The 21,703-nt window shown below is 33.0% G+C and carries 17 protein-coding genes and 1 pseudogene; 7 read left to right on the top strand and 11 right to left on the bottom strand.

The window, feature by feature from the left end; all coding sequences use genetic code 11:
- Positions 1 to 13 precede the first annotated feature (13 nt).
- The 7 genes from frr to SJY43_RS02780 form a co-directional block, all read right to left on the bottom strand.
- Positions 14 to 571 (bottom strand): ribosome recycling factor, encoded by a 558-nt coding sequence (gene frr / locus SJY43_RS02810; RefSeq protein WP_396602329.1) that lies wholly within the window; start codon positions 569 to 571, stop codon positions 14 to 16.
- Between the two features lie 53 nt (positions 572 to 624).
- The gene (pyrH, locus tag SJY43_RS02805; protein ID WP_396602328.1) at positions 625 to 1,332 is read right to left on the bottom strand and encodes a UMP kinase; all 708 of its coding nucleotides are present in this window, start codon (positions 1,330 to 1,332) and stop codon (positions 625 to 627) included.
- A gap of 156 nt (positions 1,333 to 1,488) precedes the next feature.
- The gene (gene tsf / locus SJY43_RS02800) at positions 1,489 to 2,463 is read right to left on the bottom strand and encodes a translation elongation factor Ts (protein WP_396602327.1); all 975 of its coding nucleotides are present in this window, start codon (positions 2,461 to 2,463) and stop codon (positions 1,489 to 1,491) included.
- Between the two features lie 86 nt (positions 2,464 to 2,549).
- Positions 2,550 to 3,371 (bottom strand): 30S ribosomal protein S2, encoded by an 822-nt coding sequence (rpsB, locus tag SJY43_RS02795; protein WP_396602326.1) that lies wholly within the window; start codon positions 3,369 to 3,371, stop codon positions 2,550 to 2,552.
- A gap of 184 nt (positions 3,372 to 3,555) precedes the next feature.
- The gene (rpsI, locus tag SJY43_RS02790; protein WP_396602325.1) at positions 3,556 to 3,942 is read right to left on the bottom strand and encodes a 30S ribosomal protein S9; all 387 of its coding nucleotides are present in this window, start codon (positions 3,940 to 3,942) and stop codon (positions 3,556 to 3,558) included.
- A 1-nt stretch (position 3,943) separates the two neighbouring features.
- Positions 3,944 to 4,399 (bottom strand): 50S ribosomal protein L13, encoded by a 456-nt coding sequence (gene rplM, locus SJY43_RS02785; protein ID WP_396602324.1) that lies wholly within the window; start codon positions 4,397 to 4,399, stop codon positions 3,944 to 3,946.
- Positions 4,400 to 4,531: 132 nt separating this feature from the next.
- Positions 4,532 to 5,494 carry an L-threonylcarbamoyladenylate synthase gene (locus SJY43_RS02780; protein ID WP_396602323.1) on the bottom strand — a complete coding sequence of 321 codons (963 nt, stop codon included), beginning with the start codon at positions 5,492 to 5,494 and terminating at the stop codon, positions 4,532 to 4,534.
- A 137-nt stretch (positions 5,495 to 5,631) separates the two neighbouring features.
- On the opposite strand from SJY43_RS02780, the gene SJY43_RS02775 reads away from it, so the two are divergent.
- The 4 genes from SJY43_RS02775 to SJY43_RS02760 all read left to right on the top strand — a co-directional run bounded on the left by SJY43_RS02775 (position 5,632) and on the right by SJY43_RS02760 (position 11,158).
- Entirely contained in the window at positions 5,632 to 7,263 is a 1,632-nt protein-coding gene (locus SJY43_RS02775; RefSeq protein WP_396602322.1) for an ABC-F family ATP-binding cassette domain-containing protein, read from the top strand.
- A gap of 310 nt (positions 7,264 to 7,573) precedes the next feature.
- Positions 7,574 to 8,206, top strand: a complete 633-nt coding sequence (locus SJY43_RS02770; RefSeq protein ID WP_396602321.1) for a hypothetical protein — start codon at positions 7,574 to 7,576, stop codon at positions 8,204 to 8,206.
- A gap of 147 nt (positions 8,207 to 8,353) precedes the next feature.
- Positions 8,354 to 10,306 carry a YgiQ family radical SAM protein gene (locus SJY43_RS02765; protein ID WP_396602320.1) on the top strand — a complete coding sequence of 651 codons (1,953 nt, stop codon included), beginning with the start codon at positions 8,354 to 8,356 and terminating at the stop codon, positions 10,304 to 10,306.
- 174 nt (positions 10,307 to 10,480) lie between these two features.
- On the top strand, positions 10,481 to 11,158 hold the full coding sequence (locus SJY43_RS02760) for a hypothetical protein (protein WP_396602319.1): 678 nt from the start codon (positions 10,481 to 10,483) through the stop codon (positions 11,156 to 11,158).
- A 55-nt stretch (positions 11,159 to 11,213) separates the two neighbouring features.
- Here the strand turns inward: SJY43_RS02760 and SJY43_RS02755 are convergent.
- A pseudogene (locus SJY43_RS02755) lies at positions 11,214 to 11,405 on the bottom strand (DNA polymerase); the annotation flags it as partial.
- 42 nt (positions 11,406 to 11,447) lie between these two features.
- On the opposite strand from SJY43_RS02755, the gene SJY43_RS02750 reads away from it, so the two are divergent.
- Positions 11,448 to 12,857: a P-loop NTPase fold protein gene (locus tag SJY43_RS02750; protein ID WP_396602318.1), complete on the top strand. Its 1,410-nt coding sequence runs from the start codon at positions 11,448 to 11,450 to the stop codon at positions 12,855 to 12,857.
- Here SJY43_RS02750 and polA read toward each other — a convergent pair.
- Positions 12,854 to 15,700 carry a DNA polymerase I gene (gene polA, locus SJY43_RS02745; RefSeq protein ID WP_396602317.1) on the bottom strand — a complete coding sequence of 949 codons (2,847 nt, stop codon included), beginning with the start codon at positions 15,698 to 15,700 and terminating at the stop codon, positions 12,854 to 12,856. The genes SJY43_RS02750 and polA overlap by 4 nt on opposite strands.
- A gap of 167 nt (positions 15,701 to 15,867) precedes the next feature.
- On the opposite strand from polA, the gene SJY43_RS02740 reads away from it, so the two are divergent.
- Both SJY43_RS02740 and SJY43_RS02735 read left to right on the top strand, forming a co-directional pair.
- Positions 15,868 to 17,103, top strand: a complete 1,236-nt coding sequence (locus tag SJY43_RS02740) for a metallophosphoesterase (RefSeq protein ID WP_396602316.1) — start codon at positions 15,868 to 15,870, stop codon at positions 17,101 to 17,103.
- A gap of 144 nt (positions 17,104 to 17,247) precedes the next feature.
- Complete coding sequence (locus SJY43_RS02735; protein ID WP_396602315.1) at positions 17,248 to 17,544, top strand: thioredoxin family protein; 297 nt, start codon at positions 17,248 to 17,250, stop codon at positions 17,542 to 17,544.
- Positions 17,545 to 17,703: 159 nt separating this feature from the next.
- Here SJY43_RS02735 and SJY43_RS02730 read toward each other — a convergent pair whose 3' ends face one another.
- Positions 17,704 to 18,369 carry a polysaccharide deacetylase family protein gene (locus SJY43_RS02730; RefSeq protein ID WP_396602314.1) on the bottom strand — a complete coding sequence of 222 codons (666 nt, stop codon included), beginning with the start codon at positions 18,367 to 18,369 and terminating at the stop codon, positions 17,704 to 17,706.
- Between the two features lie 14 nt (positions 18,370 to 18,383).
- Positions 18,384 to 21,695, bottom strand: coding sequence for a DUF2723 domain-containing protein (locus SJY43_RS02725; RefSeq protein ID WP_396602313.1), 3,312 nt, complete (start codon positions 21,693 to 21,695; stop codon positions 18,384 to 18,386).
- Between the last annotated feature and the right edge of the window lie 8 nt (positions 21,696 to 21,703).

Here is a 21,703-nt window from a genome sequence, read left to right as displayed (position 1 = left end):
TATTTAATTGCTGTTAAACAGTCATGATTTCTTTTTCTTTAATATCGAAAAGTTCATCAACTTTTTTAACGTGATTATCTGTTATTTGTTGTATGTCTATTTCAGCATTTTTCTTTAAATCTTCAGATACATCATCATTCTTTTTAACATCGTTCATAGCATCTTTACGAGCGGTTCTAATGCTTACTTTTGCATCTTCTGCTTCCGACTTAGCTTGTTTTGCTAAATCTCTACGACGTTCTTCTGTTAATGGCGGTACATTTATAATAATAGTTTCACCATTATTCATTGGGTTAAACCCTAGGTTAGCATAGGCAATACCACGTTCTATTTCTTGAAGCATGTTTTTTTCCCAAGGCTGAACCGTAATGGTTCTACCATCGGGCGTATTAACATTTGCAACTTGGCTAAGAGGTGTTTGAGATCCATAATAATCAACCATAACACTTCCTAACATAGATGGGCTAGCTTTACCAGCTCTAATGTTTAAAAATTGTTTTTTAAGATGCGCTAAAGCGTTATCCATAGATTCCTTAGTGCTGTCTAATATAAATTGTATGTCTTCGTTCATTGTCTTAAACTTTTTTCAAATTATATATAATGGTTCAAAAATTACGCCAAATTTTATACGTTTACAACCGTTCCTATATTTTCTCCAGAAACTACTTTAAGTAGGTTTCCTTTTTTGTTCATATCAAAAACAATAATAGGTAATTCATTTTCTTGACTAAGTGTAAATGCTGTTGTGTCCATTACTTTTAAGCCTTTTCTTAAAACATCATCAAAAGAGATAGAGTTAAATTTCACAGCATTTGTGTCTTTTTCAGGGTCTGCATTATAAATACCATCAACACGAGTTCCTTTTAAAATAACATCGGCTTCAATTTCTATTGCGCGTAAAACGGCTGCAGAATCTGTAGTAAAATAAGGGTTTCCAGTACCACCACCAAAAATTACAACACGACCTTTTTCTAGATGACGCATGGCTTTTCTTCTTATAAAAGGTTCTGCAACTTCGTTAATTTTAATAGCTGTTTGCAATCTTGTAGGTATATCAGCATCTTCTAAAGCTCCTTGTAATGCCAAACCATTAATAACAGTAGCAAGCATGCCCATGTGGTCTCCTTGTACGCGATCCATACCTTTGCTTGCGCCAGCAACACCTCTAAAAATATTACCACCACCTATAACTATGGCAACTTCTACACCTGTATCGGTAATTGTTTTAATATCTTGAGCATATTCTGCTAATCGATCTGGGTCTATACCGTATTGGCGTTCTCCCATTAAGGCTTCACCAGATAGTTTTAGAAGTATTCTTTTGTATTTCATGGTTATTTATATTAATTTTTTGAGGTTGCACAAAGCTACACAATTTTTTTATTTTTTGAATTTATATGAAACTGGATTTTTTGAATAAAAAAAACCACTATTCTTAATTAGAATAGTGGTTTAATTTTTATTGGATATTCGCTTTCGCGGAATAGATTATCCTACAGAAGCACGTTTGAAACCTGAGATTTCTACGTCTCCATAAGAAGAAACATATTCAGCAACAGTTTTCTTTTCATCTTTGATAAACTTTTGATCTAATAAACATTGTTCTTGATCTAAAGTTGTGTTATCAGAAATGTAACGCTCCATTTTTCCTGGTAAAATTCTATCCCAGATTTGTTCTGGTTTACCTTCAGCTTTTAATTCTGCTTTTGCATCTTCTTCAGCAGCAGCAATAACTTCAGGAGTTAATTGTGCCATAGAAATATATTGAGGTACATTTTTAAGTGTTTTACCTAAACGTCCTAATTCGATATTATCTTTTTCGATAACAGCGATTCTAGCTTCAGTTTCAGATGCTACGAATGCAGGATCAAAATCTTTATAAGATAATGAAGTTGCTCCCATAGAAGCTACTTGCATAGCTGCATCTTTAACTAATACCTCAGCGTTATCAACTTTAGCAGATAAACCAACTAAAGCAGCAATTTTGTTAATGTGAACATAAGTACCAACATAAGCAGCTTCTAATTTCTCAAAAGCGTTGATTTCTAATTTTTCACCAACAACACCAGTTTGCTCAACTAATTTTTCAGCAACTGTCATACCACCAAAATCGGCAGCTAAAAATTCTTCTTTTGTATTATGGTTTAAAGCGATATCAGCAAATTGATTTGCTAAAGCTAAAAAGCTTTCGTTTTTACCAACAAAATCAGTTTCACATCCTAAAACAATAGCAACACCTTGTGTGTTGTCTGCATTTATTTTAGAAACAGCAGCGCCTTCAGATGAATCTCTATCGGCTCTTTTTTCAGCTACTTTTTGTCCTTTTTTACGAAGAACTTCAATAGCTTTATCAAAATTACCTTCAGCTTCTACTAAAGCTTTTTTGCAGTCCATCATTCCTGCACCAGTTGCTTGTCTTAATTTGTTTACCTCTTGGGCTGTAACTTTTACTGTAGTACTCATAGTAGTTATAATTTAAAAAAGTCGTTCAATATAATTTTCAATAAAGAAAAGAATTAAACGACTTAATTATGTTGTATTAATGTTATTTATTCTTCTTCTTCAGCTACAGCTTTTTTAGCTGGAGCAGCTTTAGCTTTAGGAGCAGCTTTTTCAACAGCTACCTCTGCTTTTGCTTCAGCTTTAGGAGCTGTTTCTTTTGCAGAATCTTTAGCGTCTTTTTCAGCCTTACGTTCTGCTAATCCACCAGATACAGCAGATGCTACATGCGTTAAGATTTTATCAATCGATTTAGAAGCATCATCATTTGCAGGGATAACATAATCAACCTGACGTGGGTCAGAGTTAGTATCAACCATTGCAAAAATTGGAATGTTTAATTTTTGAGCTTCTTTAATCGCGATATGCTCACGCTTAATATCTACAACAAATAAAGCACCTGGTAAACGCGTCATATCTGTAATAGAACCTAAGTTTTTCTCTAACTTAGCTCTTAAACGATCAACTTGTAAACGCTCTTTTTTAGATAATGTCATGAACGTACCGTCTTTCTTCATTCTATCAATAGAAGCCATTTTTTTAACCGCTTTTCTAATAGTAACAAAGTTAGTTAACATTCCACCTGGCCATCTTTCTGTGATGTAAGGCATGTTAATTTCGCCAGCTTTTTCAGCAACAATATCTTTTGCTTGTTTTTTTGTTGCAACGAATAAAATTTTACGTCCTGAAGCTGCAATTTTAGCAAGTGCTGCTCCGGCTTCGTCAATTTTAGCCGCTGTTTTGTATAGGTTTATAATATGGATACCGTTACGCTCCATATAAACGTAAGGTGCCATATTTGGATCCCACTTACGTGTAAGGTGTCCGAAGTGTACACCTGCTTCAAGTAATTCTTTTACTTCTACTGCCATTTTGTAATAGTTTACGTTCTGTTGAATTAGCAATGTTCCATTGGCTTTAAGCTTTTGGCTTCATTTAGATGCTAAACTAAATCCTGTTTTTACACTAGGACAACAATAACTGTTTTAATTTATTATTATAATTTGAAAATGATATAGGACTCTGAAACACAGATCCTGAACCATGTCCAGGATATTAACGTTTCGAGAATTGAAACTTCTTACGAGCTTTCTTCTGACCGAATTTCTTACGTTCAACCATTCTTGGATCTCTTGTTAATAAACCTTCTGGCTTTAAGATTAATCTGTTTTCAGCATCTATCTCACACATAACGCGAGAAATTGCTAAACGAACAGCTTCAGCTTGTCCAGTAATACCACCTCCATATACATTAACTGTAATATCAAAGTTGGCGTCATTGTTAGTCAAAACTAATGGTTGTTTTACTTTGTACTGTAAAGTAGCAGTAGTAAAATAATTAGCTAAGTCTTTTTTATTGATTGTAATGTTACCTTTTCCTGGGGCAACATAAGCGCGCGCAACAGCCGTTTTTCTACGGCCAATTTTGTGAATTACTTCCATGTTATTTAAATTCTTCTAGATTTATTGTTTTTGGCTTTTGAGCTGCATGAGCATGCTCTGTTCCAACAACAACTGTTAAATTACGGAATAAAGTAGCACCTAATTTGTTTTTAGGTAACATTCCTTTAACCGCTTTTTCTACTACTCTTGCAGGATCTTTTCCGTACAATTCTGTAGCAGTTAAACTTTTTTGACCTCCTGGATATCCTGTGTGACGAATGTATGACTTGTCAGCCCATTTGTTACCAGATAACGTAATTTTGTCTGCGTTGATAATAATAACATTATCTCCACAATCAACATGAGGTGTGAAATTTGGCTTGTGTTTACCTCTAATTAGTTTTGCAACTTTAGAAGCTAAACGACCAAGCGCTTGACCTTCAGCATCAACCAAAACCCACTCCTTATTTACAGTAGCTTTGTTTGCTGAAATCGTTTTGTAGCTTAATGTGTCCACACTTTGATTTTTTAATTATTAAACATTCCTCTCTCAAAAAGAGTTTGCAAATTTACGATAAACTATTGGATTACCAAACGTTGTGTGAGGTTTTTTTATGCTTGAAAATCAGATAGCTGAGTGTTATAAAAATTAACTACTAAATGTAGCACGCTGTAACCTGTCGTTAATAGATTTGCCAAGTCCGAAATCGGGAAATTTTTCTGCTACTATTACATCTAGATTTTGGTGATCTAAATGATGCATGGCGTCGTATAATTTTGATGTTGCTTCTGCCATATCACCTTTTTGAGATAAGATGATTTGTAATGTAATAGATTCAGTTTTTAAATCTGTTTTAAAAGTAAGCACACCAATACGCTTACCAGAATGCTTTTTAATTTCAGCTAAAATATTTTCAGAAAGAATTGTTTTGGTTGATGGCGCATAATGCCTATCAAGCATTCCTGGAGCATCAGGGCTGACTTCTTTTTTGTTTTTTATCCTTACTGTTCCAGCAACAGCTTCAATGTCTTCGAGAGCAAGTGCACCTAGTCTATATATAATAGGTTCGTCATTTTCAAAACCTATTATAGTAGATTCTATTCCGTTTGTACATGGTCCGCCATCTAAAACTTGTTCAATGTCGTTTTTAAAATAACGCTCAACATGTTCTGGTTTTGTTGGGCTAATACTCCCAAACGGGTTTGCGCTTGGTGCTGCCAACGGGAATGGTAATTGTTTTAAAAGCTCTAAAGTTACAGGGTGATTTGGCACACGTACAGCTACGGTATCTTTCCCTGCAGTTATTAAATCTGGAATTGTAGATTGTTTTTTTAAAACTAAGGTCATCGATCCTGGCCAAAAGGCATCAGCTAATTTTTTTGCTTTTTCTGGAATATGACTTACAATACTATCTAATGATTCAACTGAAGGAATATGAACAATTAGCGGATTAAAAAACGGACGCTTTTTAGTTTCAAAAATACTTTTTATAGCTTTTTCGCTAAAAATATTACCCGCTAAACCATAAACCGTTTCCGTAGGAATGGCTACAAGTTTATCGGCTGTTAATAGTGCTACCGCTTTTTGTATGTCTTTTGAAATAATGCTCATCGTTAATTAAAACAGTTTGCAAAATTAATTAAAAAAACGGTGTAATGGAGTGTCTTATAAATTTAAACAAAATCAATTAATAGATGTGCTTAACAATTCAAGGCTTTTATTAGTTTTGCATCTTTAAAATTTTCATTATGATTTCAGTAGATAATTTAGCGGTAGAATTTAGTGGACATACATTATTTAGCGATGTGTCTTTTACTATAAATGCAAATGATAAAATTGCCCTTATGGGGAAGAATGGTGCAGGGAAGTCTACGATGATGAAGATTATTGCAGGTGTCCAAACCGCAACACGCGGTCATGTAAGGAGTCCTAAAGAAACCGTTATTGCATATTTGCCACAGCATTTACTTACTGAAGATGATACCACCGTTTTTGATGAAGCATCTAAAGCTTTTAGTCATGTGTTTAACATGAAAAAGGAGATGGAAGATTTAAACAAGCAGTTAGAAACGCGCACCGATTATGAGTCTGATGATTATATGAAACTCATAGAACGTGTATCAGACTTAGGTGAAAAATATTATGCGCTTGAAGATGTAAATTATGATGCCGAAGTTGAAAAAGCACTTAAAGGTTTAGGTTTTAAGCAGGAAGATTTTACCAGACAAACAAGCGAGTTTAGTGGTGGTTGGCGTATGCGTATTGAATTGGTTAAAATTTTATTACAAAAACCCGATCTAATTTTATTAGATGAGCCTACCAACCATATAGATATTGAGTCGGTTATTTGGTTGGAAGACTTTTTGTTGAATAAAGCCAATGCCGTAGTCGTGATTTCACATGATAAAGCTTTTATCGATAACATTACTAATAGAACTATCGAGGTTACTATGGGTAAGATTTACGATTACAAGGCAAACTACTCGCATTACTTGCAGTTGCGTGAAGACCGAAGAGCGCATCAAATAAAAGCTTTCGAAGAGCAAAAGAAGTTTATTGCCGATAACCAAGCATTTATAGATCGATTTAAAGGAACGTTTTCTAAAACCAACCAAGTGAATTCGCGTGAGCGTATGCTTGAAAAGTTAGAAATTATAGAAATTGACGATGTCGATACATCTGCATTAAAATTGCGTTTCCCAAAAACGCAACGTTCTGGTGATTATCCGGTAATAGTAAAAGAAGTTTCTAAATCTTATGACGATCATGTGGTGTTTAATGATGCAAACATGACGGTTTCTAGAGGCGAAAAAGTGTGTTTTGTTGGTAGAAATGGTGAAGGAAAATCAACCATGATAAAAGCCATTTTAAATGAAATTGATGTGGAAGGTGAATGTGCTTTAGGGCATAATGTACAAGTTGGGTATTTTGCGCAAAATCAAGCTGCTTTATTAGATGAGAGCTTAACCATTTTTCAAACAGTAGATGAAGTAGCTAAAGGTGATGTTAGAAAACAATTAAAAAATATTTTGGGTCGCTTTATGTTTAAAGGCGATGCTATTGATAAAAAAGTAAGTGTGCTTTCTGGTGGTGAAAAAACAAGATTAGCCATGGTAAAACTACTATTAGAACCTGTTAACTTACTTATATTGGATGAACCAACAAATCACTTAGATTTAAAATCGAAAGATGTTTTGAAAGAAGCATTATTAGATTTTGATGGTACACTTATATTGGTGTCTCATGATCGTGATTTTCTCCAAGGGTTATCCAAAAAAGTATTCGAGTTTAAAGACCAGCGTGTTATTGAACATTTTGAGACTATTGATGCTTTTTTAGAGCGAAATAGAATAGAAAGTATAAAAGCCATGGACTTGTAAGGTATTTAATCCTAATTTGTAGTTATTTGGTCTAAAAGTTTATATTAAACTTAAAAAGTATTTTTTCATAAATCGTATTGCAATTATATTTGTGGTATAGTTTTAGTAGTATAAATTCATGATATATTTTGATGAGTTTTTCGATGCTGAAATGAACGTTTTCATTTGATACCCCAATTTCAAAATGACTAACCAATCAATTATTAAATTAATTAAGGAATAACTTTAGTTAATTGTGATTCAAGAACTTATGTCGATCTTCACTCAAGATACATAAGCTCTAGGAGTAATTTAATTAGAGATTTATGTTATGTATAAAATATTAATTTTTATAGCACTAAGTGCTGTAGGCTTAAATGCGCAAAGCAAGTTATATCCAAATAATGATGCTTCAATAAGTTTGGAACAATCCATCCTGGATAATACATTAAGTTTGTCTGAACCAGAAAGTATTATAAACAAAGTATTTTTTTATAATAAAGAAACTTTAGATCGTACTATTTATGATAATGTATCTAATAGTATTGATATAAATTTAGATGAGCTTCTTCCAGGCTTATATACTGTAATGGTTTATGTAGATGGAGATATCATAGTATTTAGAGTAGATGTTCGTTTAGGTGTAAAGGATAAAATTAAAGACGTTATTCAACCAATGGAAGTAGCTTTAGAGCTTGAAGAAAAACCAATTAAGTATTACAGAGCTATATCTACAGTAAATCATCAATACAGTCAAAGCAAGTTTAATGTTTTTACAGAAAAACAAAAAAACAATTTAATTAGAAAAAATGTTTTTGACTTAGTTTCCTATACTGGAAAAAAAAACACGCTAGTTCTTTACGCCGTATATAACGATAATAGTGAGGAACTTGTTTATGAAACTGAAGCACCTAAAGAAGTAGATTTATTTAATAACGGTCGAGTTTTAGCTAATGTAAAATAGATAAAAACTGCATAAAAGAAATATTATTTAATCTTCTAAATATTCTTCTCCCATAGAAAATATGAAAAATAATCGATTCCTATTAAACTCTCAGATAAATTGAGTTATAATGTTTAAGCGGCGATTTTTGCCTATTTTTGCAGCGCTATGCAAGAGTTACAACTTTCAGATTGGTTACCTACCACAAACAAAGAGGTTAAAATACGCGGGTGGGAAGCACTAGATGTTATCTTATTTAGTGGTGATGCTTATGTAGATCACCCAACATTTGGACCTGCAGTTATTGGTCGTATGTTAGAAAGTTTTGGTTTGCGTGTTGCTATTGTGCCGCAACCAAATGTAAATGATAATCTTCAGGATTTTGTAAAACTGGGAGCGCCAAAATTATTTTTTGGTGTTACTGGTGGTTGCATGGACCCGATGATTAGTAACTATAATGCGAATAAAAAACGTCGTGATAAAGATGCTTATACGCCAAATGGTGATATAGGATTCAGACCCGATTATGCAACGTCGGTATATTCTAAAATTTTAAAAGAGAAATGGCCAGATACTCCGGTTTTAATTGGTGGTATTGAAGCCTCTTTACGTCGTGTTACCCACTTCGATTATTGGAGCGATAAGCTATTGCCAACTATTTTAGAAACCTCTAAGGCAGATATGTTGGTATATGGTATGGGAGAACAACCTTTGCGTGAAGTTGTAAGATTGCTGCAAAAAGGTGTTCCTTTTTCGAGTATAAATACAATAATGCAAACTGCTGTTTTGTTGGATGCTGATGCTAAGGTTCCAAAAAACAGTAATTGGGAAGATGTCGAGATTGTTTCGCATGAGGTTTGTTTAAAGGATAAAAAGAAATTTGCTACTAATTTTAAAACTATAGAGCAAGAGTCAAATAAATTAGCTGCAAGACGAATTTTTCAAAAAGTAGGTGATAAGATGTTGATGATAAATCCGCCTTATCCAACCATGACGGAAAAGGAAATTGATGCTTCTTTCGATTTACCTTATACACGATTGCCACATCCAAAATATAATAAGCGAGGGCCAATTCCTGCGTTCGAAATGATAAAGTTTTCTATCAATATTCATCGTGGATGTTTTGGCGGTTGTAGCTTTTGTACCATTTCTGCACATCAAGGAAAATTTATTGCATCTCGTAGTAAAGAATCTATTTTAAAAGAAGTTGATACGGTGGCTAATATGCCCGATTTTAAAGGCTATTTAAGTGATATTGGAGGTCCAAGTGCTAACATGTATCAAATGAAAGGGAAAATACAGTCTATATGCGATAAGTGTGTAGCGCCAAGTTGTATTTCGCCAGTTATTTGTAGTAACCTTGATACATCGCACAAACCATTAACCGAATTATACCAAGCGGTCGATAGTCATCCAAAAGTAAAAAAGTCCTTTATTGGAAGTGGTATTAGACATGATATGTTGGTGCCAGAATTTAATAAAAACGCAGACCCAAAAGAGTTAGATGATTATACGGAAGAGGTGATGACCAAGCATGTTTCTGGCCGACTTAAAGTGGCACCAGAGCATACTAGTGATCCTGTTTTGAAATTAATGCGTAAACCTTCATTTAGTTATTTCCATAAATTTAAGGAGCGTTTTGATAAGATAAATATTAAGAAAGGTTTGAAGTTACAATTAATACCGTACTTCATTTCTAATCACCCAGCTTGCGAGGTTGAAGATATGGCAAATCTAGCTGCCGAAACTAAAGATATGGGTTTCCAGTTAGAGCAAGTTCAAGGCTTTACACCAACGCCAATGACGGTTGCTACTGTAATTTATTATAGTGGTTACCATCCATACACACTTAAAAAAGTAAATACACCAATTACTAGAAAAGAAAAAGATGAACAACATCGTTTTTTCTTTTGGTATAAGGATGAAAACAAAGCGTGGATTAAAAAGACGTTAAACAAATTAGGGCGTCAAGATTTACTAAAAGTGCTACTTCCAGAAAAAACTGAAAAATGGCGTAAAAATAAGCCAAGTGGTGACGCTAAAAACACGTTTAATGATGCTGTGCCTTTTAATCAACGAAAGAATAAGGCTAAGTTTAAAAGCAAAAAGAAAAGGCGTTAATTAGTTTGTTTTTATGGAAAGAAACCATATTATTCTTATAATCAATATGTTAAAATTTAGAGCGAATTACCTTGAATTAAATTAACGTTAAGTAATACAAAAAAGGCTAAATAAATAGCTTTGGGTATAGATGTTGATACGTAGTGTTTTTTATTAATCAAATAAACAAACATTATGAAAAACATCATTTTATTTTTAACTGTCTTAGCTTGTACATTATCATTTTCACAACAACAAAAAAGTAGTTTTTTAATAAAGAAAAAAACAACTGAAATTACTGGAGATATATCATTATGGAATAATAATGATGAGTCTGAGAACGAATTTGGCACTTATGATTCTCAATCTTTTAATTTGAGTTTTTCGCCAAATTATGGCTATGCAATAAAAGATAATTTAGTAATTGGAGTTGGTGCAGGTTATTCACATAGTTTTTCTAAATCTAAGGATTATGATGATGATTATTCAGAAAGAAACTATTACAACAATGAGTATAGTGTTTTTCCGTATATTAAAAAATACTTTCCGATAGGTAAAAAAGTGGCTTTTAGTTTAAGAGGCGAACTTAGATATTCACATAATCATTATAAGCATGAGTATAGTAATTCTAATTCATTAAATGACTCAACAAATAAAAGCAACGAATATTTTATAGGTTTGAGACCTGGTATAAGTTTATTTGTAACAAAGAAGATACTATTAAAAGCTAATTTAGGTTCCGTTGGCTATAGTAATATTGATGGCAAAAATAATATTGGTGAGGAAGAGGAAAGTGAGTATACTAGTAAAAGATTTAATTTTTCTTTAAACAGCACACAATTTACTGCAGGGCTTACGTTTTTGTTAAATTAATAGTTTTGTTTTATACCTCGTCAATATTGATTTGACGAGGTTTTTATATTAAAAATTAATGTGCCTCCAACCAATTATCACCAGTATCCAATTCTACATCTAGAGGAACATCCATTTTAAAAGCATTTTCCATTTCGGTTTTTACTAATGTTTTAATGGTCTCTAATTCTGTTTTATAGACATCAAAAACCAATTCATCATGCACTTGTAAAAGCATTTTTGTTTTAAAATTGCCTTCTTGAAGCTCATAATTAATTGTGTTTTCTTATTTTTAAAGAAAATCAATTTTATGTCTAAGATTTTACCAAACCTTCCTATTGAAAACCTTACCGTAGATAGTGATTATCTGGGAATTATTGACAAAGGTGAAATCATTAAAACCTTTTTAGAAACTAATATAGAAGAGTTTTCGCAAGTTAAAATGTTTTCACTTTATGGTGAATGGGGAAGTGGTAAAAGCACATTGATGAAGTATCTTCAAAAAGAATTAAATGGAAGTTTTAATACGTTCTTTTTTGAAGCGTGGGAGTTTGAAAGTGATTCTAATTTATCACTATCCTTATTAGAGTTTCTTACAACTGAAAGTCAGGACTCTACAAATAAAGCATTAGGAGAAATAGTTGAAATAGCGGGCAAATTATTCAAAGGGTTTTCAAAATCTATGAGAATTACTTTCCCAGGGTTAAGTATTGATGGCAGTAAAATAATTGAGACTTTAGAAGAAGCACCAGTAGAAACGTTTTTACAGTTAAAGAAGAAATTTAAAACTGAGTTTGTTAGATGGGAAGATTTAATAACAAAAGGAAAAAATCCAAAGTATAACATTGTTTTTATTGATGATTTAGATAGATGCGAACCAGAAAATGTACTGAATTTATTATCTGCATTAAAATTGTTTTTTACTTATGGGGAGAAAACTATTTTCTTTTGCGGTGTTGATAAAAAGGCGATTAATGAAGCTGTTAGAACTAAGTATGGGAAAGTCGTAAAAGCCAACGAGTACTTAGAAAAGATATTTGATATTTCATTTACTATGCCAGAACATGAGAATTTGTTGAAGTTGGTAAGTGTATATTTTGAAGATAAAGACGTTTCAAATAGAGTATCAATTTTTTTAAAAGATTTGGATTTTACAAATCCAAGAAGAGTAAAAAAAATGTTTAATAAATTTTATATTTTAAGAAATATAAGAAAAAGTTCAAAGAAAGGAAATTATATAGGATTGATGCCTGATTTTTATTTTGAAGGCTCTGGCAATTATTTAGAAACTATTCTTACACTATATTTTATTATTTTACATGAGTTTTTCCCGTCAAAATATAGGGATTTATTTGATTTTAAAAAGAAAGAAGCTAATTTCTATAAAGCATTTCAAGGTAGTAATATAGAAACTCAAAGGGTTCAAATATCTCAAAGGATAAATAAGAATATCATTCAACAACCCTTTTATACTATTTTAGATGATACTCCAGATAGAAATTTTGAACATTATAGCCTTGCTTTATTACCTTGTGATGCTGATTCATTGACTAGTTCTTCTTTTAAAAAAGATCAATTTCATACTTTCAAAGTAAAAAAGAAAGAAATTGAATATAGGTTTGTGTTACATTTATATAATAATAATGTATTTGATATAAAAAATGGGTTTTCGGAATGTACTTTAATAGGACTAAAAAAAATGGTTAGAAATATTATTTAATGTGCCTCCAACCAATTATCACCAGTATCCAACTCAACATCCAAAGGCACCTCCAATTTAAAAGCATTTTCCATTTCGGTTTTAACCAAAGTTTTAATGGTCTCTAATTCTGGTTTATAGACATCAAAAACCAATTCATCATGCACTTGTAAAAGCATTTTGGTTTTAAAATCGCCTTCCTGTAGTTTGTCATAAATATTAATCATGGCAATTTTAATAATATCTGCTGCACTACCTTGTATAGGTGCGTTTACAGCATTACGTTCTGCAGCTCCGCGAACAATAGCATTGGCAGAATTAATGTCTTTTAAATATCTTCTTCGGTCTAAAACCGTTTTTACATAACCGTTATCGCGCGCAAAATCGACTTGCTCGCTCATGTATGCTTTTAGTTTTGGATAGGTTTCATAATACGTGTCAATAAGTTCTTTGGCTTCACCACGAGATAAATCGGTTTGGTTACTTAATCCAAATGCAGAAACACCGTAAATAATACCAAAGTTTACAGTTTTAGCATTGCTACGTTGTTCTCTAGTCACATCTTCTATGGCCACATTAAAGACTTTCGATGCTGTAGAAGCGTGAATATCTTCTCCGTTTTTAAAAGCTTCAATCATGGTTTCTTCTTGACTTAAAGCCGCAATAATACGAAGTTCAATTTGCGAATAATCGGCAGCCAATAAGGTGTAGTTTTCATTTCTTGGAATAAAGGCTTTACGAACTTGTCTACCACGTTCGGTACGAATAGGAATGTTCTGTAAATTCGGGTTGTTACTACTTAAACGACCCGTAGCCGCAACCGTTTGCATATAGTCTGTATGTACGCGACCTGTAGCTTCTTCTACCTGTAACGGTAAAGCATCTACATAGGTGCTTTTTAATTTTGCTAAGCCACGATAGTCTAAGATATTTTGGATAATCTCGTGCTCTTTGGCTAAAGCAGATAAAATATCTTCTCCCGTTTTGTATTGACCCGTTTTTGTTTTTTTAGGTTTGTCTACAAGTTTTAGTTTTTCAAAAAGAATAATACCTAGTTGTTTCGGTGAAGCAATATTGAATTCTTCGCCAGCAACTTCGTATATTTTAGATACTAAGGCTTCAATATCGCTATTTAAAGCTTCAGCTAAAACATTTAAGAAATCTACATCTAAATTAATCCCCTCTAATTCCATGGCGGCAAGTACACGTACTAGTGGTACTTCAATATCATTAAACAGTTTTTGGGTATTAGCTTCACCTAATTCATTCTTAAAATGCTCTTTAAGCTGCCAAGTAATATCTGCATCTTCAACGGCGTATTCTGTTAGTTTTTCTAAAGGAACATCGCGCATCGATAATTGGTTTTTTCCTTTTTTACCAATTAATTCTGTAATAGAAATTGGCGTATAATTTAAATACGTTTCTGCCAATACATCCATGTTATGACGCATGTCTGGGTTGATAAGGTAATGTGCCAACATGGTATCAAACAATTTGCCTTTTACATCAACATTGTATTTAGCCAATACCTTTATATCATATTTTAAGTTCTGACCAATTTTTTCAATCGTTTCATTTTCAAAAAACGGACGCAGTTGCTCAATTAACGCTTGCGCTTCACTTTTATCTTCCGGAAATGGTAAATAAAACCCTTTCCCTGCTTCCCAAGAAAAAGCGATTCCAACCAACTCGGCAGTTAACGGATTTAAACCTGTGGTTTCCGTATCAAAACAAACCGAAGTTTGATTCATTAAATTTTTAATAAACAATTTGGTAGCCATTCCAGAGGCAACACTTTGATAAAAATGCGATGTTGTTTCTGCTGTTTTTCTTGTGTTTGTTTCTGTTGGCGCTTCCGCGGAATTTGGATCTCCTCCAAACAGACTAAATTGCCCTGCTCCAGCACTTGCTGCTTCCTTTGGTGTTTCTTTAGGAATTGCTTTTACTGATGCAGTTTCGGTAGTTTGAACTTTTTGTGCTTCTACCGAAAATGTTTTAGTGAAATTATCTATTAACCTTCTAAATTCTAATTCTTCAAAAATCTCAACTACTTTAGGAATGTCTGGTTGGTCTAATACAAAATCTTGAGCATTAAAAGTTACAGGAACATCAAGCATTATGGTTGCTAACTTCTTAGATAATAACCCAAGTTCTTGATTCGCTTCTACTTTCTCCTTCATTTTACCTTTAAGCTCATGTGAGTTTGCGAAAAGGTTTTCCATGCTGCCATAAGCAGCCAAAAACTTTTTGGCTGTTTTTTCTCCAACTCCAGGTAATCCGGGAATATTGTCACTAGCATCTCCCATCATACCTAAAAAGTCAATAACTTGTAATGGATCTGTTACCTCGAATTTTTTCTGAACTTCTGGAATTCCCCAAGTTTCGTAACCACCACCAAACATGGGGCGATACATAAAAATATTTTCAGAAACCAATTGCGCAAAATCTTTATCTGGAGTTACCATAAAAGTTTGGTAACCTTCTTTTTCGGCTTGTTTTGCAAGCGTTCCAATAACATCATCGGCTTCAAAACCAGCTTTAGCCATAATAGGAATATGCATGGCTTTTAAAATATCTTGTATAATAGGTACAGCAATTTTTATAGCCTCTGGCGTTTCGTCTCTATTAGCCTTATAGGCTTCAAACATTTCAACACGGTCTGTACTTCCGCCTTTATCAAAACAAACAGCTAGATGGTCTGGACGTTCACGTTTTATAACATCTAAAAGCGAATTCATAAACCCCATAATCGCTGATGTATCTACACCTTTTGAGTTTATTCTAGGGTTTTTTATAAAGGCATAGTAGCCACGAAAAATTAATGCGAAGGCATCAACTAAAAAGACACGTTTATTGTCAGACATTTTGTTTATTTTGATGGAAAACCAAAGCTACAAAAAGTTAAGCGTAAAATATGTAATAAGACTTTCAGATTTAAATGCTCATAAAGTAAATCTTAACGATTAGTTAAATAAAATTCACTTATCTATTTTTCATTCAGATTACCAGTATCTTTGATTAAAAAAGTGCTATGTTACGTTGGATTATTTTCCTTGTTATTTTCTTTATTGCCGATTTATATGCATTTCAAGCATTTAAGACTGTTGCAAAAAGCAACTGGCTTCAGTTATTATATTGGCTAATTACATGTATTGTTATTGGTAATTTTGTTTTTCAATATTACGGATTCAATAGGCGTGATGGTTTTTCGCATGCGCATGCCTATGCTTTTGGGTTTTTTATACTCATTTTGGTTCCAAAAATGGTTTTAGTATTAGGCATGTTTGCCGAAGATATTTTTAGAGTTCCACAAGCTATTTATCGTTTTTTTACTGATGGAAATACTGCCAAAGGCAACTATTTTGCTTCTAGAAGACAATTTATAAGTAAACTAGCACTTGGTATAGCGGCGATACCATTAGCATCTATAATTTACGGAATTTATAAAGGAAAGTATAATTATAAGGTTTTAAAATACACACTACATTTTGAAGACTTGCCTGAGGCTTTTGATGGTTATAAACTCACTCAAATTAGCGATATCCATTCTGGGAGTTTCGATAATATGGAGAAGGTTAAATATGCTGTCGATTTAATTAATGAACAAGAAAGTGACGTTATTTTATTTACAGGAGATATTGTAAATAATAAAACCGAAGAGCTTGTACCATACAAAAACGTGTTTAATAAGCTAAAAGCTAAAGATGGTTTGTTTTCCGTACTTGGTAATCATGATTACGGCGATTATGTAAAGTGGGAATCTAAAGAGGCAAAGCAAAAAAACTTAGAAGATTTAAAAAGTCTTCAAAAAGAAATTGGGTTTCAAGTGCTTTTAAACGAAAGTAAATTTCTAGAAAAAGATGGCGAACGTATAGCATTAGTAGGTGTGGAAAACTGGGGAGTTGGTGGCTTTAAACAAGCTGGAGATTTAAAAAAGGCATCTCAAAATATTGATGAAAACGATTTTAAAATCCTTATGAGTCATGACCCATCACATTGGGAAAATCAAGTTATTCAAGACAATTACCACTACCATTTAACCTTAAGTGGTCATACCCATGGCATGCAGTTTGGCATAGAAATACCAGGTTGGTTTAAATGGAGTCCTGTAAAATGGCGCTATAAATATTGGGCAGGTATCTACCAAGAAATGGGGCAATATATTAATGTAAATCGAGGGTTTGGGTATTTAGCATTTCCGGGTCGTGTTGGTATTTGGCCAGAAATAACCGTTATAGAACTTAAAAAAGGTATTGCAAACACTTAAGTTTAAGTCTTGTTTGTATAAATAAAATGCCTATTTTTATAATAATATAGTTAGGAAACCTGTAATATAATATTGCGATAATCGGTATTTTTAAAAAATTACGTAGGTTTGTAAATAGTGTAACAGACTAATAAACACTAAAGTATGTCAAAATTTGGGGAACTTATAGATGTTGAAATTCCTGTTTTGTTAGATTTTTATGCAGAACAGAATGGTCAATTAGAGTCCATGCATCTTGTATTAAGAGATGTTGCTGCCGCATTGGGCGACAAGGTTAAGGTTATAAAAATTGATGTTGAAAAAAATCAGGAATTAGCCGAAGCTTTGCGCGTAAAGACTATGCCAACACTTATTATTTATAAAGAAGGCGAAATGAAATGGCGACAAAGTGGGGACCAAGATGCTAATACACTTATAAATATTATTCAAGAATATATTTAAGGTTAAAAGCGTATTTTAAATATTTGGGTGTTATCCAAGGGTCGGGCTTTCCATTACAAGTCCTCGCACCTCCTACTGTGGGCTGTGGGCTTTTATTTATTAACATAAATGTTTTGCTTCAATCTCTGCCGGCAGGCCTTAAGCAAATTAGAACTAGAATTAAATCTTATCGCTAAAATCTAGAGCTTCAAATCTGTAGCCTTTGTTACTAAAAAATTGTAGTACTTTAGGTAAGGCATATTGCATGTTTTTCGAAGCTTTTACGCTATCATGAAAAACAATAATGCTCCCTTCAGTAGTTTTTGTAAGTACATTTTTTAAGCAATCTTCTTGCTTAACATCTTTATCCCAATCAAAAGATAACACATCCCACATAATTATTTTATATCCTAATGCTATTAGTTGTTGTCCTTGTATTGGCTTTATTTGGCCGTAAGGTGGTCTAAATAGATTTGAGATTAACGATTTACTATTTACGATTTCAGATATGATAACTTGCTTTGCTTCAGCAATATTTTCTAAATAATCTTGAGTATTTGTTTTCCAACCTTTAATGTGGTTATGTGTGTGGTTGCCAATGGCGTGTCCGCCATTCAAAATATTTTGAAATATCTCAGGATGCTTTTCAATATTGTTTCCAATACAGAAAAAGGTAGCTTTAGCATTATATTGTTTTAAAACATCTAAAGTCCAATTGGTAATATCTGGCGTAGGGCCATCATCAAAAGTTAAATAAATAACCTTTTCAGTTGTTGCAATATCCCAAACATAGTTCGGGAATAATTTCTTTGCAACCCATGGAGTTTTTATAGGTGTTAAGGTCACGCCTTAAGAATTGGTTAGTTTGAGCTATCGCTTTCTATAGGTAATTCGTTAGTATCAGGAATGTCTCTGTCTGTTCTAACTTCATCCTCTGTTTCATCTCCGCCATAAAAATGTTTAAAAGACCTTAGGTAATTATTAAAAATGTCACCTTCAGTTTCAGCAAAGTCAAGATCATACTTTATTAACACATCAATTAAGCCCTTATAACGTTGGATATCGGTGTAAATTTCTTCAAACAAACGCTCTTGCTTATCCACTTTTAAACCACTATAATACGATAGGTTTTCTTGGTATTTTTTAGAAACATCTTTAAATAAACGTTGCGCTTTTTCTTTATTTCCTACTTCGTAATATGCACCAATAAAAGGTTCTAAAAGGGTATAATAACCAAAGTATTCAACAGGCATATTATCCATAGCTATATCTGCTACTTCTTCAGCTTTGTCAAGCTTATCTTCATTAATTAATTGTTCAGCTAAACGGGCTAAATTCCCTCTGTAGGTAATAGAGTTTTTACGAGTTTCTACATCATGGTATATATCAGGACTTCCACTATTACCCCAATCCCAGTTTTTTACTTTCTCATACATTAAGTCGCTATCAACACGACCCATATCAAACGGGTTTGCTCTATCAACAGCTGTTTTTATTGGTACTAATTTGTAGCACATACCATCCAACTGTAAGTAGTCTTTCATCCAAATATAATCGTCATCGCCAAAACTACCACCTGTAAAGTATATTGGGCGGTTCCATTCGTTATTGGCAACAATATCTAACATTAATAAGCGATTTTTGTAAAGTGCACCACCAGAAATATTAATGTCTATATATGGTACAATCTTATCAGCATCTTCAGGTTTTACAATTCCAGATTTTAAAGCATTTTGTTTATTTACGGGAAGCCTTAAATGAGGCGTAGGCAAATAAGTAGAGTTGGCATCTTGGCTTCTAACATTCGATAAATCCACACCACGTTGCTGCAAGACATATTTGTATTTAGTTTTTGGGTTGTCACTACCAACAAAATCTAAAAACTTTTTAACGTTTAAAGTATCATTTATAACTTGTTGAATAATAATATAATCGTTTGTGCCGTATTTATATAAATCGTGTGTTAGTTGAGATGGCACAGGGTCACTCTCGTAAGCTTTACGTTTCATTTGGTCTATATACCAATCGGTTTGAAATAAACTGGTGTTTACAACACGTACATCAGTTCTGTAACCTTCAATTTCTTGAGCATACCAAAGTGCAAACGTATCGTTATCACCTATGGTGAATAATATGCCATTTTCTGCACAGGAATCTAAATACATTTTTGCCATTGCTTTGGCAGTATATTTATCAGATCTGTCATGATCGTCCCAGTTGTTAGCTACTAAAATTCCAGGCACTAATATTAAACATGCAACTGTAATTATTGGAGCGGCTAGTTTTTTAGGCACATATTTTTTAAGGGTATCGTAAATAGCAAAAACGCCAAAGCCAATCCAAAGTGCAAATACATAAAAAGAGCCAACTACGGAGTAATCTCGCTCACGAGGTTCAAAGGGGCGTACGTTGGTGTATACTTGAATTGCTATTCCTGTAAATAGGAAAAACACAAGCATGACCCAAAACAGTTTTTTGTCTTTATTAAATAGAAAGAAAAAGCCAATTAGGCCTAAAATTAAAGGCAATAAATAGTACGTGTTTCTCGCTTTGTTATTTTTAACATCACTAGGTAAATTATCTTGAGACATACCTAAATGCCATTCGTCAAGAGGTTTTATACCAGAAATCCAGTTGCCATGATTGTCATAACGTCCTTGAATATCGTCTTGTCTTCCAGAGAAATTCCACATAAAATAACGCCAGTACATATACCCTAATTGATATTCAAAAAGGTAAACTATATTACTTGCTAAAGATGGTTTTTCAATATCAATATAATCTTTAAACTGCTTTAAGAAATTATTATAATCTTCATAATCTATATTACCTTGATTAACATCTTTTCTGAAATTTGACACCGCAGAGCGAAGCTCATTTTCCATTTGATAATCTGGTTTGAGCTTAAAATTTAAAAAACCAGAAAACATCATATAGTTTTCAGCATGTTCTGAACTCCACATTCTTGGTAGAATAGACGCTTGCTTTGAGTTATAATTCTGCTTAGCGTTTTTCCAATCATTAACAACTACATATTCCCCTTTTGTTTTGTCTTTTTCATATTTGGGTTTATCATCAATATACGGGTTGTTTTCATCCAAATACTCATATTGATCTGTAAATTGAGGTCCATAAAATAAATGCGTTTCAGGGTATTGTTCTAAGTTATAATAAGCTAACAACTCTCTAGCACTAGACGGATTATTTTCATTAATTACCACATTAGCATTGGCACGTATTGGCAACATTAACCAAGTAGAAAACCCAATAATTACAAAGGTTAAACAAAGAATTCCTGTATTTAAATTTGTGTAATTTTTTTGACGCGTATACTTTAAAGCGTAAACGATAACAGCAACTAAAACAATGCCAGCAATTATAGAACCCGAGTTAAATGGTAAACCTACCGTATTTACAAAAAACAACTCGAAAGCACTAAATATTCTAAGGATGTTTGGTGCTAATAATTTAAAAACAAATAACAAAATAGCTACTGAAGCAATATTAGCAATAATGAAATTTTGAATGGTAACAGTTTTATAGTTTTTAAAATAATAAATAAGTCCGATTGCCGGAATAGTTAATAAGCCCATAAAGTGAACTCCAAAGGATAGTCCAATAACAAAGGCAATTAAAATAAGCCAACGGTTACCACGTGGTTTGTCCATGTCTTGCTCCCAGCGCAAACCTAACCAGAATAAAACAGCCATAATTAAAGTTGCCATGGCGTAAACTTCAGTTTCGGCAGCGTTAAACCAAAAAGAATCGGTAAAAGCGAATGCTAAACTTCCAACTAAAGCACTACCTAAAATAGCTATAGATTTTCCTTGAGACATATCATCTTCACTACCAACTAACTTTTTTAGCAATAATGTAATGGTCCAAAACATAAATAAAATGGTAAATGCACTAGCAACGGCGCTCATCATATTCATCATCCAACCAACCTGAGAAGGCTCAAAAGCAAACATTGAGAAAAAGGCACCCATCATTTGAAACAAAGGTGCTCCAGGTGGATGACCAACCTGTAATTTTGCAGAGGTTAAAATATATTCTCCTGCATCCCAAAAGCTTACAGTAGGTTCTACTGTTAAGCTATAAGTTATAAGCGCTATTAAAAAAGAAAACCAACCTAAAATAGTATTCCATTTTTTATAGTTTTTATGTGCCATTTGTATTT

It is taken from the genome of Algibacter sp. R77976 (assembly GCF_044594645.1).
In the GTDB taxonomy this organism is placed as follows: Bacteria; Bacteroidota; Bacteroidia; order Flavobacteriales; family Flavobacteriaceae; genus Algibacter_B.
This window is presented reverse-complemented; position numbering and strand designations above follow the sequence as displayed.